Source organism: Leifsonia sp. Y862, assembly GCF_057669585.1.
Genome location: NZ_JBYHFR010000001.1, coordinates 1,664,893 through 1,680,426, shown reverse-complemented (window position 1 = coordinate 1,680,426; position 15,534 = coordinate 1,664,893). Strand labels below are relative to the sequence as shown.

Genomic DNA, 15,534 nt, shown 5'->3' with positions numbered 1-15,534 from the left:
GGGGCTGCTCAGTTCCCCATATTCTCGACGACGAATTCGATCGACGAGACGAGCTGTCGAACATCCGCTGGCTCGATGGCCGTGAACGTTGCGACGCGCAGCTGGTTGCGGCCGAGCTTGCGGTACGGCTCGGTGTCGACGATGCCGTTGGCGCGCAGGACCTTTGCGATTGCCGCAGCGTCGATCTGCTCATCGAAGTCGATGGTGACGACGACCTGCGAGCGGTGGTCGGGGTTCGTGACGAACGATGTCGCGTAGTCGACCCGCTCTGCCCAGTCGTAGAGAACGGATGACGACTCGCGCGTGCGTGCGGACGCCCACTCAAGGCCACCGTTGTCGTTCATCCAGGAGATCTGGTTTTCAAGCAGCAGCAGGGTGGAGAGCGCGGGGGTGTTCAGCGTCTGTTTGAGCCTGGAGTTGTCGACAGCGTTCTTGAGGCTGAGGAACTCGGGGATGTAGCGGTCGCTGGCGTTGATGCGCTCCACGCGTTCGATGGCGGCCGGAGAGAACAGGGCCATCCAGAGTCCGCCGTCTGAGGCGAAGTTCTTCTGCGGTGCGAAGTAGTAGACATCTGCCTGTGAGGCGTCGAAGTCGATGCCGCCCGCCGCGCTGGTTGCGTCGATGACGGTGAGCGCACCAGCGTCGCCGTGCACGCGAGTGACCGGGGCCATGACACCGGTCGAGGTCTCGTTCTGCGGCCAGGCGTACACGTCAACGCCCTCCGTGACGACGAACTCGGCGCGGGAGCCTGCCGGAGCGGAAATGACATCGGGGGCCTCGAGGAACGGTGCCGCGGCGGCGGCGGCGAACTTCGATCCGAACTCGCCGAAGGTCAGGTTCTGGCTGCGACGCTCGATGAGGGAGAAGGCTGCGGCGTCCCAGAAGGCGGTGGACCCGCCGTTGCCGAGGACGACCTCGTAGCCCTCAGGCGCACGGAAGAGATCTGCCAGGCCGGACTGGACGCGGCCGACCAGGTTCTTCACCGGAGCCTGGCGATGCGACGTGCCGAGGATGCTGGCGCCGAACCCGGCGAGGTAGTCGACCTGTTCCTGCCGAATCTTGGACGGCCCACAACCGAAACGTCCGTCGGCGGGCAAGAGGTCAGAGGGAATAGTCAGATCCGGCATAGGGAGATTCTAGTTGGCACCAGTGCGACGGGTAAGGTTGACCCAGCGCCAAAATGCGGGACGCGATCTGCGCGAGTGAGAGGCCGGTATGACGGATCTAATCGACACCACTGAGATGTATCTCCGGACGATTCTGGATCTGGAGGAAGAGAACATCGTTCCCCTCCGGGCACGTATCTCTGAGCGACTTGGGCACTCTGGCCCCACGGTCTCACAGACCGTCGCACGCATGGAGCGAGACGGCCTCGTCGTGGTCTCCGGCGACCGTCACCTCGAGCTGACCGCGGCTGGCCGCAGCAAAGCCGTGCATGTCATGCGCAAGCACCGGCTTGCGGAGCGACTGCTCAGCGACGTCATCGGACTCGAGTGGGAGTTCGTTCACGACGAAGCATGCCGCTGGGAACACGTGATGAGTGAGCAGGTCGAACGCAAGATCCTCGAGATGCTCGGTCACCCCACTGAGTCACCATACGGAAACCCCATTCCCGGCCTCGAAGAATTGGGCCACGCTCCCGCAGCCCCGTTCATGCAGGGCGTCACCAGTGTTGTCAATGTGGTCGCACGCTCGAGCGGACCCGTGACCGCCGTCATCCGCCGTCTGGGGGAGCCGGTGCAGTTCGACCCTGAGCTGCTTGCGCAGCTGAAGCAGTCTGGCGTCATGCCGGGGAACACCGGTGTTTTCTCGGCATCCGTTGGCTCGTACGTGCTCGTGCAGGTTGACGGCTTTGTCGACGGTATTGAGCTGCCGAACGAGGTCGCGAGCCACCTGTTCGTGACGACTCCGATTGTGGCTGAAGCAGCCCCGTTCGATTCGATCGATCGCTCGGGTATCCCCGACGACAGCGGCCGCTATCGCGTCTGACCCACCCAGAGTGGGGCCCAAATTCGTTATCAACTTGTGAGCGAATTTTGCAGTCAAGGTGACAAATCGGCCGGGGTGCCGTAGCGTCGAACGCGTCCCACAGACCAGAAGTCGGTCGAAGGACTTCGAACTAAGACGCCTCCTTGGCCCGTCTCTTGGCTCGGAACGCACGCGATTAGCGCATTGGACGGGGCAACTACCTAGTGTTGTTGAGGCGCCGGAGGTTCACACTTTGGCTGAATTAGGTAAGAGACGATCCGTTTCGAGGGTGTCCTCGAAACACAATGAAGTATCCGGACCCGAGTCTGGCCTTGCGACGCGACAGGTCGCGCGCACAGCGACGCCCAAGCGTTCCTTTCGACGCGGCGTTGCAGGCAACGTTGTCGTCATGGCGCTGGCCGGCGGCTTGATCGCTACGGTGGCCCTGCCGGCGTACGCATTCGCCCCTGGGTCACAAGGCACACAGTTCGCCGCAACAGAGTCAACGCAAGAGACCAAAGCCGGCGCACAGGAAGTAACGGTGGACGCTTCGGCGGCCACCGTTTCAGTTGCACGTGACGGATTCACCGCTACCAGCCCCGAAGAACTGTCCGCCTCGAAGGCGGCGAGCGAGGCCGCGGCACGAGTCGAAGCAGTTGCCGCTGAAATGGCCAGCTACGCATCGGCGTACTCCGGCCCCTCTGTCGCAGAGTACCTGGCCAACCCGGCCTACCCGAACTTCGACCTGGCATCCGTTTATAACGTTGCGCTGCAGTACCAGGGTGTTCCCTATGTCTATGGCGGAGCGACGCCCGCCGGCTTCGACTGCTCCGGATTTGTGATGTACGTGTACGCACAGTTCGGAATCAGTCTGCCGCACTCGTCCACGGGCCAGGGTGCCGCCGGTACGCGAATCTCGCTGGCAGATGCGCAGCCTGGTGACCTCGTCATCATGGACGGGCACGACGGCTTCTACGCCGGTAACGGCAACATGCTGCACGCTCCGTACGAGGGAGCATCGGTGCGAGTACAGCCAATCTGGACAAGCGATTACTACATCGTTCGCTTGGGTATTTGATTCCCGCAAGGTGAACACTTGTACTTTCGGCGCGCCTCGACTTCGCGGTGCGCCGAAAGTGAGTTAACCTGTTGCCCTGATGTTCTGCGGATTCTTGAAAGAGCCACTGCGCGAACGACGCACGATCCACTCCATGGGTTCGTGCGGAACTTCTGCGCGTCGGCATAGCAGCCAAACATGTCAGGGCCACCGCGTAGTTTCTCGTGTGTCCTCTTGGGCGTTGTCATTGTGACAGCGCCCTTTTTGTTTGTCCGCTCGCTTTCTCTCCGCTGTCTCAGCGAGTAGTTCGAATGGCTGGAAGCCGTCCAGCCTTCTTCGAAAGGGAGCACATGCGCACACTGGTCCTCAACGCGGGGTATGAGCCCCTCGCCGTGGTGTCATTCAAACGGGCCCTCATCCTGGTCATGAATCAAAAGGCAACGATCGTGCAGAGCGATCTCGAACACCCGGTCTGGACAGCCACAGACACGTGGGAGCGCCCCAGCGTGATCCTGTTGTCTCGCTATGTCCGTATTCCGCGGGCACGATCGGTGCCGGTGAGTCGCCGCGGTGTCTTGCGACGCGATGATCACCTCTGCTGCTATTGCGGAAAGTCTGCGAGCACGATCGATCACGTGCTGCCGCGTTCGCGGGGAGGGCGGGATACCTGGGACAACCTGGTGGCCTGCTGCCTGCGCTGCAATAACCAGAAGAGTGACCACACGCCCGCAGAAATGGGCTGGGAGATGCTGACGTCACCTCGGGTGCCGCAGGGCGGAACCTGGGTGGTGCGGGGCGCTGAAAAGCCGATGCCGCAGTGGGACGCGTTCCTGATGTCAGCTGCGTAGAGATACGTGCGTACGAATGTATCGCGCGCTAATGACAAGGCGCTGCGCTTCCCGTAATGTTGGGACGTCCCCCAACCGGCAACTGGTACTTCAGAGGATCGCACTTGATCGAACCCAGTACGTCAGGTTCTCCCGAGAATCACGACGCATTACCTTCGCGGCGCGCCCTTCGCGCCCAACGGGAGGCGGAAGAGGCTCGGCGGATCGAACCGACGACTGAGGTCACGGTCGTCGCCCATCAGGTAGCAGTTCCCGTGGTTACGACAACGTCAACGTCAACGCCAACGTCAACGTCAACGTCAACGCCAACGCCAACGCCAACGCCAACGCCGGTCTCTATCCAGATTCCGATTGCGGCGACAGCCCAGGTCCCGTTGGTTCGGCCCCGGACCAGGCGACCAGCGCCCAAGGTTGTGGTTGCAGCGGCCGCGCCGACCAGCATCCGCTCACCACGTTCCAAGCGCAAGAATCCCCTGACGACGGCGTTCACGCTGATCGCGATTCCAGCACTGTTCCTCACGACAGCGTTGCCGGCCTATGCCTTCTCCCCTGGCAGGGGAAATCCACTCGACGCCAGCTCCGAACATGACAGGGCGACCGCAGGCGCACAGGGACTCGAAGTCTCGGCCGGTGCGGCTCTCGTGAGCGTGTCGCGCGACAACTTCACGGCGACCAGCCAGGAAGAACTCACGCAGCGCACGCTCGATGCCAAGCGCACCGCCGCGATCGAGGCAGCCAGGGCATCGGCCGCTGAATTCGCCGTGCGTGGGGTGCGGGCCGAAGGTGACGACTACCCCTGGCCGTATGAAGCGACCGACGGGCAGGGCGGCGGGCTCTCACCGCTCGGCTATTACTACCGCGAGTGCGTGGACTTCGTCGCCTGGCGACTCAATCGTGACGCCGGGGCGACATCAGGCGGATGGCGCTGGACGTGGAACAGCATGACACCCGGCGGCGGCAACGCTTCGAGCTGGGCTGGTGCGTGGGAGGGCCACGGCTGGGCGACGAGCAACACTCCCATCGCCGGAGCAGTCGCCTGGTTCAACTACAACCATGTGGCATACGTGCAGTCCGTCGGTGCCGACGGCTCGGTCGTGCTCGAGGAGTACAACTGGATGGGCAGCCACGCGTACCACACACGAACTGTGGCGCCTGGCGACGTCGCGCTGTTCCTGTACCCGCCGGTTTAGACGCTCTCGTTGGTCGAGGAGGCCGGCCACGGCCGTCTCGAGACCGCTACTGCAGTGACGAGGTCAGCCGCGCCAGGCTGTCGCCGACCTTCTCGATGACGGGGCGTTCCTGCCAGCCGTCGAGGGTGAGCAGTGAGCTATTGGCCCGATAGCCGTCCTGGACGACGCGCATCCGCTCGGCGAATTCTTCACCCTGGATCAGCACGGACACCTCCATGTTGAGGCTGAATGAGCGGATGTCCATGTTGCTGGAGCCGACGATGGAGATGCAGTCGTCAATGGTGAAGTGCTTGGAGTGCAGCACCGTCGGCGGGCGATACAGGTAGATCTTCACACCGGCGCGCAGGAGCGCCTCATAGTAGGAACGCTGTGCGTGGTACACGAGCACCTGGTCGCCGATCTCAGAAACAAAGAGCTCGACATCCACTCCCCGAGAGGCCGCGGTGATGATCGCGAGGAGCGTGGATTCCTCAGGCACGAAGTACGGGCTGGTGATGCTGATGCGCCGCTGGGCGTTGTGGATGAGCATGGTGTAGAGCTTGAGATTGTTGTCATTCTCGAAGCTCGGGCCACTCGGCAGGATTTGCGCGTCGAGGAGAGACGGATCGGGGGCGAGTACGACGGGGGTGGTGTTGAGCGGGAGGAGCTCATCCGTTTCGCTGAACCAGTCGGTCACGAAGACGGCATCGAGCTCGCGCACAACGGGCCCCTCAAGCCTGATCATGAGTTCGTGCCAGTGCAGGCCGCGATCGATGTTCTTTTGCTTGTGGTACTGGTCGTCGATGAGGTTCTGCGAACCCGTGAAACCGACGGCGCCGTCGACGACGACGAGCTTGCGATGGTTGCGGAGGTCGGGGCGCTGCCACTGCCCGCGCAGGGGGCGAAGCGGAAGCATCGCCTCGAATTCGATGCCGTTGTCACGGAGGAACCCCTCGGTCTCGCGGCGGTTCGGGTACATCAGGCTGGCCACGTGATCGGCCAGAACTCGCACGCGCACGCCACGGGCCGCTGCGCGAGCCAGGGCGTCGAAGAAGCCGGCCGTGCTTGCGTCGCGCACGAGAATGAAGAATTCGACGTGCACGAAACTCGTCGCGCGATCAATCTCAGCCGCCATGGCGTCGAACGAGCCCTGATAGTCGTCACTCAGGTCGATACGGTTTCCGCCCACCATGGGCAGGGCGCCCAGGTTGAGGTTGAGCTGGGCTGCCGAGTGCAGCCAGACCGGCCATTCGTTGCCGTGGCTCACCTGATCGAGGCCGACAGTGCGCTGCAGGATGCTCTGGCTCACGCCTCGCTGCTTCTCGCGGCGAGCACGGGGCAGGCGGCTGAATCCGACCAGGAGAAATGCGATGGCGCCGATGAACGGGATGAAGATGATGGCGAGCAGCCAGGCGATGGCGGTCGAAGGGCGCCGGTTCGCCGAGATGATGACGATGGCAATCGTGCCGAGAACGACGTGGATGATGACCAGCGCCAGCGCGGACATATCGAAATCTGACAATGCATTCACGCTTGCGGTCAGCTCACGGCTTGCTTGGGAACGACGACCTTCTTGATGATCAGCAGGATCGAGGCGACGGTCGGGCAGGCGATGAGCGCGCCGAGCAGGCCGAGCAGCGTGCCACCGATGAGTGCACCGATCAGCACCAGAGAGCCGGGGATGCTGATGGCCTTGCCGACCACGCGGGGCGTCAGTATGTAGGCCTCGATCTGCATGTAGACGAGCATCGCGATCAACACGACGAGGGCGGTTCCCGGGGAGGTGAAGAGGGAGACGAAGGTGACGATCACCGTGTTGATCACGCTTCCGACGAGCGGGATGAGGGTGATGGGCAGGGCAAGCGCCGCCAGGATCGCGGCATAGCGCACGCCGACGATGCTGAGCAGAATGAAGGTGAAGGCGGCGTTGATGACAGCGAGGATGAACATCCCGCCGAGATACTTGCCGACGGAATCCGCGATCTCCTCGGCGATGTCAATGAAGCCCTGGCGCTTGCTCATCGGGATCAGTTCGTAGAGGCTCTGCTTGATAGTCTCGAGAGAGGCCACGAAGTACAGCGTGAGCACGACGACGAAGATCACGGCGAAGGTGCCGTTGATCAGCGTTGACGTCACGTGGAGAGCACCGCCGCCAACGGCCAGCCAGACATTCGGGTCAGCGGCAGAACGCTCGAGCCAGCCGAGCAGTTGCAATGGGTAGCCATTCATCGTGGTGTTGAAATCGACGAACCACACCTGGCCTTCGATGTTGTCCAGGTTCGACGGCAGCCGCGAGATGAGTTCGTTGGCCTGTTCTCCAATGATCGGAACGATCAGGCTCACGAGCAGCACCATGATGGCGAGGAAGCTGGCGAGCACGATGAGCACCGCGCCGGTGCGGGATACGCGCATTGACTCGAGCTTCCGAACCAGCGGGTACAGGCCGAGGCTGACGAAGCCCGCGAAGAAGATGAGTGTGAGCGCCGAGCTGAGGGAGGCAATGGCTGAGCCAAGCAACAGGGCAAGCAATACGCCGAGGGTGGAGATGAAGCCGAGCTTGAACGGCCCGGTTCTGAACAGGGCAGCCGTGCTGCTCGCGAAGCCGCCGACGGGATGAGCGGTGTCGCCGAGAACGGGGGGAGTGGCCCCGACAGCCGGGTTCAGGGTGGGACTGTCGGCAGGCGGGACGATGGCCATCTGGATCTCCTCGAGGGCGGTGGTTAGACCTGGCACTTCGGTAGCTGCGCGCTCACGCTCGAATGCCCGTGCAGTGCCCGCGCCGCGATCCTATCGGCATCGTCACTCCGTTCAAGCGAAGGCGCGGTGTGCTCTCGCCGATTTCCGTGTGACCAAACGGGTGGAGTGGTGGAGGGGTTCCCTCGTTTCCGCAATTTGCGAACCCCTTCTATAGGTGGTTAGGTTTTGGAATGGCTCAGAACCATCCCTCAGGTGGGGGCATGACCCGCACGCTGAACGAGTAGTCAGGCGTGATTGGGCTGCATGCCCCTCGGCTCCGTGAGCACCCTGACGAGCGAGAAACATGCAGTACCTGAAAGGAACCACATGACTGTCCCCACACCGCCGGCCCCGAGATCCACCACCGACAGGCCAGGCGGTGGGCGCCAGATGAAACTCCCCATCGCTGAGCTGCACCTGCACCTCGAAGGCACCCTCGAGCCAGACTTCATCATCAAGACGGCGGCTCGCAACAACATCCGGTTGCCATGGAAGTCGCTCGACGACCTGAAGAGTCGCTACGCCTTCACGAACCTGCAGTCGTTCCTCGACCTGCTCTACGCGAACCTCGAGGTGCTCCAGACCAGGGCCGACTTCGAGCTGATGACCCTCAGCTACCTGCAGCGAGCAGCGGATGCCGGCGTTCGTCACGCTGAAGTCTCCTTCGACGCGCAGGCCCACATCCTGCGCGGCATTCCGCTGGATGTCGTCGTTGGCGGCATCCGCGATGCCCTCGACGTCAGTGAGGCTGACTATGGCATCACGACGAAGCTGCTTGTCTCGTTCTGGCGGGATCGGCCGGCGGCTGAGGCTCTGGACATCCTCCGGACCCTGATTGCGACCGGCGCCAGAATCGACGGTATCGGGCTCGACTCTGCCGAGCTGGGTTATCCGCCTGAGCTCTTCGTCGATGTCTACGCGCTTGCGAGGGAGAACGGCCTGCATGTCGTCGCCCATGCCGGCGAGGAAGGCCCTGCACAGTACGTGGCAGACACCCTCGACCTCCTGCACGTTGAGCGCATCGACCACGGCAACCGCTGTCTCGAAGACGATGCACTCGTCGCGCGGCTCGCTGCCGAACAGGTACCGCTGACGATCTGCCCCCTGTCGAACGTGCGCCTCCGGAACGTGGACACCATGGCAGATCACCCGCTGCAGACGATGCTCGCCAAGGGTCTGCTCATCTCGATCAACTCGGACGACCCTGCGTATTTCGGCGGTTACATTGACGCGAACTTCGCGGCGATCACGAAGCAGTTCGAGCTCGACACAGAGACGCTTGCGCGCCTGGCACGCAACTCGATCACCTCCTCCTTCCTCGACGAAGACGGTAAGCAGCGTCTCCACCAGGAGATCGACGCCTGGGTTGACCTGCAGGCGTAGCTGACCGGCGGATGTCGTGGTCGGGCCAGGCCGTGTGCCGAAACACCGTACGTGGCTTGGCCAGGCCGCATCCGGTATTTCGACGTGGTCGCCAGTTGCCGGTAAGCTCGTCTGGTCAGCCTCTGTAGCTCAACGGAAGAGCAGTTCCGTCCTAAGGAAACGGTTGGGGGTTCGAATCCCTCCAGGGGCACCATGTGCGGCTTACTTCAGCAGGTCACCGGAAGCGGTGACCTGCTTTTGTGTTTTCACGGAGACTCAGTAGCGGATCAGCACGGGCGTACTACGCGGGCACGGGCGCGTCGATCGCCAGCTTCACCCCGATCGCGCCGAGAAGCGTGCCGGTGACCCATTTCTGCCACCGCATCCACGCTGGCTTGCGCTGCAGAAACATCGCGATCGAGCCCGCGGCGAGGATGATTGCTCCGTTCACGGTCACGCCCACCAGGATCTGAATCGCGCCGAGCTGAAACCCCTGCGCAACGATGTTGCCGGCAGCCGGATCAATGAACTGCGGGATCAGTGCCAGGTAGAGGATTGCGACCTTGGGGTTCAGGAGGTTCGTCACCAGCCCCATGCGGAAAAGCTTGCCGAAGGAGTCGCGAGGAAGCGCGCTCGTCTCGAACAGTGACTTACCGCCAGGGCGGAGTGTCTTGTACGCCAGCCACAGCAGGTAGAGGGCGCCGACAATCTTGAGCGCGATGAACAGCCACGGGACCACGAGGAACACTGCCGCCAGCCCCAGATTCGCCATCGCCATGTAGACGACGAAACCGACCGCGGTACCGGACAGAGACATCATCCCGGCGCGCCACCCCTGGCTGATGCTGCGTGAGACGAGGTACATCATGTTCGGACCTGGCGTGAGCGCGAGCCCCAGCTCGACGAGGGCGATGCCGCAAGCGGCGGCCAACGAGATCATGAAGTTTCGGCGAGCGTCACGGTCGTCGTCCCCTTCTCACCAGCTCGGAAGTACTCAATCTCGACCGTGTCGCCGGCATCGCTGGTGAGCTGGACATGGGTGAGCACGTCCAGGTTGACCGCAGCTCGCCCGTTGATTTTCGTGATGACGTCGCCCGAACGGATGCCAGCTTCGTCAGCCGGTCCGCCGTCAGTGATCGATTGCACGAACAGTCCGTTGTCGACACCAAAGTGCTCAGCCACGGCGTGCGGAATCGGGATGAGGTCAGCCCCGATGTTCGGGTATGTCACCTTCCCGTTCTCGATGAGTTGGTGGGCGAGTGGGATGGCGACGGATTGCGGGATCGCGAACCCGATGCCGACACTGCCCGTGCTGCTCTGACCACCAGCCCCGGCGACTGTGGAGATTGCCGTGTTCACGCCGACGAGTCGGCCGCGGCAGTCGACGAGCGCTCCGCCGGAGTTGCCAGGGTTGATGGACGCATCCGTCTGGATGGCACCGACCAGAATGGCGTTCCGGCCGTTTTCGCTCGGTACGGGCACGTTGCGGCCGAGCGCGCTGACGATGCCTGCTGTCACGGTGCTGTACAGCCCGAGCGGTGCGCCGAGGGCGACGACGGGCTGTCCGACCGACAACGACCCGGAGTCGCCTTCGTCGATGACCTGCAACTTTTCGTCGCTGTCCACCTTGATGACGGCAAGGTCTGTCTTCGGATCGCGGCCGACGATGCGAGCGGGTAGTTGGTGACCGTCGCTGAACCGGACGTCGACAGTTCCGGCGCCGGCAGCTGATGAGATGACGTGGTTGTTGGTCAAGATGTAGCCGTCCTCCGTGATGACCTGGCCGCTGCCGTTACCGGAGCCGACCACGATCGTCACGACGGATGGGAGAACCCGGTTCGCTACCGACTCAGCGTCACAGGATCCACGGCCGGCACTGACAGCCAAAGCGGTGACAGTTCCTGCGATGAAGCCGCCGGCGATCAGGGCCAGCGCCACCGCGGCGGCGGCAGACACGATCAGCCAGCGGGGAATGCTGGGCTTCACCTCTGCGGGCTCTGTCGTGGCCTCTGCGTCGCTCGTAGTGAGTGTGACCGGTTCGCCGGCCGGCGTTTCGTCCGTGCTGGTCGCCGGACTCGCTTCGTTCAGGTCTGTCATCGTCAGCTCCTTCTGTTTACTTGCTCGACCCGCTAGTCGACGAGGTCGCGGTCGGTGGTGAGAGCCACGGTGGCCCACACCTCGAGGCCCAGATGCGCAAGTCCGTCGATCACGGCGTGCCGCACGTCATCCTCTTCACTCACATCCCACTGCGACGCCGCGACGACGAAGTCGACTTCGACGTAGAGCTTCCGTCCGACCTTGCTGGAACGGATGGTGGGCTCGCCGAGCCCGAACCTGTCCCGAACGTGTCTGACGACACGGGTGATCTCATCCGTCGTCGCTTGAGGCGGTGCTCCCTCGAGGAGCTCGTTCAGCCCCGACCGCACCAGTCGGATCGGGATGGGGGCGAGGATCACGCAGGAGATGAGAACGAGCACCGGGTCGATGTACCGCACGACATCGCGGAGGTCGGTCAGCTCGAGCAGTAGGGCGGCAATCGCACCCACCGTCATGACGATGCTGAGCACCGCTCCAGCGCGCCATTGCGCGGCCTCAGCGGCGACGAGGTCCGACCCGCGAGCGGCGCGCAGCAGCCACCAGGTCACGACCGATCCGACGGTCGCCGTGACAGCGCCGTAGACGGCGATCACGACGGGGTCAACATCCGTTCCACCGTCGCGGATGATCACGACGGCGTCGCCGGCGGCGAACAAGAGCGTCCCCGCGATGGCGACGCCCTGGATCGCGACGACGAACGGCGCGAGGGCGTCGCGGCCGAACGGGAACCGGCGGGTGGGTCCTGCGGCTACGGCGGTCGACGCCCGCAGCGACGCCCACGACAGAATGAGGCCGATGAGCATGTAGGCGCCGTCGAGGATGATGATTCGGGTGCCAGAGACGATGCCCACGAGCAGCGCGATGATGGCCAGAACGACCGAAAACTGGATCGACCGGCGGAGACCGTGCTGCTCCGCACCCTCAGCCCCGCGCAACCTGGTCACGATGTCACTTCTCGCCTGCTCCGCCAGCCACAGCGCCCCCATATGTTCAGGCACCAAACGCGGCACCATCAGCAACTTAGCTGATCGAGAAGGCTATCGTGTGTCGGGTGCCGGAATGACACGCTGGGCGCCATGACCTCCGGCAGAGATAGGCTGATCTGCACTATGCAGAGCTTTGCGCGATCACACACAGACGACGGTGGGCGCGAGCGCGCAATCGTCGAAACAACAACATCGGGAACCGATATCGACGGCGTCGCTGGAGAAGACGAGTTTCGCGTCGACGTTGAGCGCATCCGCTTTTCTCCCTATTTCTCACGGCTGTCTGCTGTCACCCAGGTGATTCCGCAGGCCGGCTCAGGTACCACGGTGCACAACCGGCTCACCCACTCGCTCAAGGTCTCTGCCGTCGCCCGCTCGATCGCTGTGGACTTCCGCCACGCGCCAGCGGACGTGCAAGCCACCATCGCTGAACTCGGTGGATGCGACCCCGTTGTCGTGCAGGCAGCAGCCGCAGCGCACGACCTCGGTCATCCGCCGTTCGGCCACCTCGGCGAGCAGGTGCTTGACAGGGTGGCCCGCACCAAGCTGGGTCTGCCGGACGGGTTCGAGGGCAACGCTCAGACGTTCCGCATCCTGACTGCGCTCGATAGCTGCGACGCAACCCCACGAGGGCTCAACCTCACCAAAGCGGTGCGTGCCGCCGTGCTCAAATATCCGTGGACCCGCAACGAGTGGCGTGCTTTGCCCCCTCAGCCCGCGGAGATGCTGCCGCGCGGGGTCGGCTCCGATTCGGCATCCGGTGCACTCAAATTCTCGGCGTACTCAATCGACGCGCGTGAGATGGCCGATGTGCTCTCGGCCTTCCCGGCAATCGGCACGCACCAGCAGACCGTCGAGTGCTCTGTGATGGACATCGCCGATGACATTGCATACTCCGTGCACGATTTGGATGACTTCTACCGGGCCGGCGTGCTGCAGTACACCGCGGTGTCGGCCGAGCTGAACGGCTGGCTCACGGAGCAGAACATTCTGCGCGCGCTCGAGCCCGCCGAGCTGATGGCGGGCGTTGCGCTGCGTCGCCCCGGCTACGCGCTCGAGGCAGCCTGGCGGCACACCCAGGCAAAAGATGCCTGGATCGCCGACCCTGACAGGTTTCGCCAGTCGGTGCAGCGCGTCACCAGCGACCTCGTTGATGGCCTGCTCACCATTCCATACGACGGTGGGCTTGACGCCGACCGGGCGGTGTCGGCCTTCACCCGCCGCTGGATCGATCGGCTCAAGGGCTCGATCCGGGTGGAACGCACCCCCAACGTGCGCAGTGGGCACGTGCGACTCAGTAGCCACGCCTGGCACGACGTTGTCGTGCTCAAGTTCGTGCACACGCGTTTCGTACTCGACCGGAGCGACCTGGCTGTCTACCAGCGCGGCCAGGCACGGGTGCTCGAGACGCTGGCAGACGGCTTCCACCTCTGGTTGAATGACGCGGATGATGCGGCTCGCGCCCCGCGCCGCCTCCTCGACTCTGTCGAGGCAGCGACAGCGGAGTACCGCGAGCTGCGCTCAGGGGCCCCGGAGTTTTTCGGGGCGGTCGGAGTCGGCATCGATGATGCCGACATCGCACGCTTCGGTCGTGCCCGCGCGGTGATCGACTACATAGCGTCCTTCACCGACGCGCAGGCCATGTCGGTTGCGGCGCTCATCAGCGGCACTTCTGACAACCTGTGGGAGTCAGGCCGCAGCCTCTGAGCGCCGTTCCGAGTGGTGATCGCGGCTAGACCTAAGCGCGGACGGTTCGCCCGCCGTCGACAGAAATGACCTGGCCAGTGACATAGCCGGCGTCATCTGACAGCAGGTACGCTCCGGCTGCGGCAATATCGTCTGGGCGCCCGACCCTGGACTTGACGAAGGTCGACTCGATGGTCGGTCCTTCCATCGCCGCACGGACCTCGGCGGGGAAACGGTCGTGAACAATCACGCCGGGAGCAATGGCATTTGCTCGGATTCCGTCGACTCCGTAGCGCGATGCCACGTGGCGCATGAGCGCGTGTCCGCCAGACTTCGCCATGGCGTACGCAACGCGGACGGGCTCTGCCACGTAAGCGGATCCTGAGCTGGTGTAGACGATGGATCCGCCACCGCGTTCGATCATGGGTGGAAGCGCAGCGCGCGTGCAGAGGACATAGCCGCGTAGATTGACCCTGAGGCTCTCGTCGATTTCATCCATCGTCATGTCGAGAAGTCCGTGTGTGGGGTTGCCCCCCACTTTTGCAAAGTTCACGTGGATGCCGTCGAGGCCGCCGAACGTGGATACCGTCAGTGCGACGGCGTCGCCCACAGACGCTTCGTCGGCGCCGTCAAGTCGGGTTGCGACGATGGAGCCACCCGCCGCGCTGATGGCGGCGGCCACGGATGCGACCCCGTCGGTGTCGATATCGCCGAGCACGACGTTCGCGCCCTCCGCCGCATATCGCTCAGCCAGGCCGGCGCCAATGCCGCCGGAGCCCGCAATCAGGATCGTTTTGCCGTCAAGTCTCTTCATATATCCGACCTCAGTCATCGTCATTGATTTACTGGACAACTTGTCCTGTAATTAGTCAGACTATCGAGGTCGACGAGACGCCGACAACTTACGGTCGGTTCGACAGGCGGTCACCCGCGGTCACTTGCGGGGTGCCTGCGCCGTATTGCGTGTCGCAGCGCCGTGCAAAATGAGATCGACGAGATTCTCGGAGATATCGCTGCCTGGCCCGTGAATGTTGGTGATTCGGTGAAAGATCGCGCCAAGCAACGTGTCGACCATGGTGTCCAGATCGACGTCCGGTCTCAACTCGCCGGCCGCCACGGCCCGCGCGAGGCGTTCCTCTAGCTGGTCACGAAGCGGAGTGACCAGGAGATCGCGTTGCCGGATGGCGACATCTTCGTTCGACGCGGCCGCTGCAGTGAGTGCCCTGCGAAGGGGATCGACGCCCGGGGCGGTCAGCGACGTCGACAGTGCGCTCAGGGTGGATTTCAGGTCTGTGCCGATGTCGGACGCATTAGCCACTGACGCCATGACGAAGGAAATGTTTCCCTCGACAATGCCCTCTGCCACGATGTCGCCTTTGGTTCGCCACCATCGGTACACCGTCTGCTTTGACACCCCAGCGCGAACGGCGATCTGCTCAATGCTCAGCGCATCCCAGCCGATCTCGACGAGTAGGTCGCGCGCGGCATTCAAGATTGCGACGCGATTCAGTTCGCTGCGAGGGCGCCCCCGCGGAGTTTTCTCCATATGTGAAGGGTAGCTCGGCCGTTGATACTGTTGCTTTCGCGTACGAACGGGTCGTCGCCGAGGAAAGTCTCGGCGACGA

At 63.4% G+C, this 15,534-nt stretch carries 14 protein-coding genes and 1 tRNA gene; 7 read left to right on the top strand and 8 right to left on the bottom strand.

Annotation, left to right across the window (positions count from 1 at the left end):
* Positions 1 to 8: 8 nt before the first annotated feature.
* Positions 9 to 1,127, bottom strand: coding sequence for a phosphoserine transaminase (gene serC / locus AC25Z0_RS07900; protein WP_488132817.1), 1,119 nt, complete (start codon positions 1,125 to 1,127; stop codon positions 9 to 11).
* 88 nt (positions 1,128 to 1,215) lie between these two features.
* On the opposite strand from serC, the gene AC25Z0_RS07895 reads away from it, so the two are divergent.
* The 4 genes from AC25Z0_RS07895 to AC25Z0_RS07880 all read left to right on the top strand — a co-directional run bounded on the left by AC25Z0_RS07895 (position 1,216) and on the right by AC25Z0_RS07880 (position 5,063).
* A complete protein-coding gene (locus tag AC25Z0_RS07895; RefSeq protein ID WP_488120780.1) occupies positions 1,216 to 1,989 on the top strand; it encodes an iron-dependent transcriptional repressor DtxR in 774 nt (257 codons plus the stop codon).
* Between the two features lie 268 nt (positions 1,990 to 2,257).
* On the top strand, positions 2,258 to 3,046 hold the full coding sequence (locus tag AC25Z0_RS07890) for a C40 family peptidase (protein WP_488120781.1): 789 nt from the start codon (positions 2,258 to 2,260) through the stop codon (positions 3,044 to 3,046).
* A gap of 329 nt (positions 3,047 to 3,375) precedes the next feature.
* Positions 3,376 to 3,873 (top strand): HNH endonuclease, encoded by a 498-nt coding sequence (locus AC25Z0_RS07885; RefSeq protein ID WP_488120782.1) that lies wholly within the window; start codon positions 3,376 to 3,378, stop codon positions 3,871 to 3,873.
* A 254-nt stretch (positions 3,874 to 4,127) separates the two neighbouring features.
* Entirely contained in the window at positions 4,128 to 5,063 is a 936-nt protein-coding gene (locus tag AC25Z0_RS07880) for a CHAP domain-containing protein (protein ID WP_488132816.1), read from the top strand.
* 46 nt (positions 5,064 to 5,109) lie between these two features.
* On the opposite strand, the gene cls is transcribed toward AC25Z0_RS07880, so the two are convergent.
* Entirely contained in the window at positions 5,110 to 6,549 is a 1,440-nt protein-coding gene (gene cls / locus AC25Z0_RS07875) for a cardiolipin synthase (protein ID WP_488133126.1), read from the bottom strand.
* 32 nt (positions 6,550 to 6,581) lie between these two features.
* On the bottom strand, positions 6,582 to 7,739 hold the full coding sequence (locus AC25Z0_RS07870; protein WP_488132815.1) for an AI-2E family transporter: 1,158 nt from the start codon (positions 7,737 to 7,739) through the stop codon (positions 6,582 to 6,584).
* Between the two features lie 366 nt (positions 7,740 to 8,105).
* Here AC25Z0_RS07870 and AC25Z0_RS07865 point away from each other — a divergent pair, with 366 nt between their 5' ends.
* Positions 8,106 to 9,161 carry an adenosine deaminase gene (locus AC25Z0_RS07865; protein WP_488132814.1) on the top strand — a complete coding sequence of 352 codons (1,056 nt, stop codon included), beginning with the start codon at positions 8,106 to 8,108 and terminating at the stop codon, positions 9,159 to 9,161.
* 118 nt (positions 9,162 to 9,279) lie between these two features.
* Positions 9,280 to 9,354, top strand: a tRNA-Arg gene (locus tag AC25Z0_RS07860).
* Between the two features lie 87 nt (positions 9,355 to 9,441).
* Here AC25Z0_RS07860 and AC25Z0_RS07855 read toward each other — a convergent pair.
* Genes AC25Z0_RS07855 through AC25Z0_RS07845 form a run of 3 tightly spaced genes read right to left on the bottom strand, consistent with a single transcriptional unit; the run spans position 9,442 to position 12,181 of the window.
* A complete protein-coding gene (locus AC25Z0_RS07855) occupies positions 9,442 to 10,080 on the bottom strand; it encodes a LysE family translocator (protein ID WP_488120786.1) in 639 nt (212 codons plus the stop codon).
* Positions 10,077 to 11,237: a S1C family serine protease gene (locus AC25Z0_RS07850; RefSeq protein ID WP_488132813.1), complete on the bottom strand. Its 1,161-nt coding sequence runs from the start codon at positions 11,235 to 11,237 to the stop codon at positions 10,077 to 10,079. Before AC25Z0_RS07850 ends, AC25Z0_RS07855 begins: the two co-directional genes overlap by 4 nt.
* Before the next feature lie 32 nt (positions 11,238 to 11,269).
* Positions 11,270 to 12,181 carry a cation diffusion facilitator family transporter gene (locus tag AC25Z0_RS07845; RefSeq protein ID WP_488132812.1) on the bottom strand — a complete coding sequence of 304 codons (912 nt, stop codon included), beginning with the start codon at positions 12,179 to 12,181 and terminating at the stop codon, positions 11,270 to 11,272.
* A 165-nt stretch (positions 12,182 to 12,346) separates the two neighbouring features.
* Between AC25Z0_RS07845 and AC25Z0_RS07840 the strand changes: the two genes are divergently transcribed.
* A complete protein-coding gene (locus AC25Z0_RS07840) occupies positions 12,347 to 13,930 on the top strand; it encodes a deoxyguanosinetriphosphate triphosphohydrolase family protein (protein WP_488132811.1) in 1,584 nt (527 codons plus the stop codon).
* Between the two features lie 31 nt (positions 13,931 to 13,961).
* Here the strand turns inward: AC25Z0_RS07840 and AC25Z0_RS07835 are convergent, their stop codons facing one another.
* Both AC25Z0_RS07835 and AC25Z0_RS07830 read right to left on the bottom strand, forming a co-directional pair.
* On the bottom strand, positions 13,962 to 14,747 hold the full coding sequence (locus AC25Z0_RS07835) for an SDR family NAD(P)-dependent oxidoreductase (protein ID WP_488132810.1): 786 nt from the start codon (positions 14,745 to 14,747) through the stop codon (positions 13,962 to 13,964).
* Between the two features lie 96 nt (positions 14,748 to 14,843).
* The gene (locus AC25Z0_RS07830; RefSeq protein ID WP_488132809.1) at positions 14,844 to 15,455 is read right to left on the bottom strand and encodes a TetR/AcrR family transcriptional regulator; all 612 of its coding nucleotides are present in this window, start codon (positions 15,453 to 15,455) and stop codon (positions 14,844 to 14,846) included.
* Between the last annotated feature and the right edge of the window lie 79 nt (positions 15,456 to 15,534).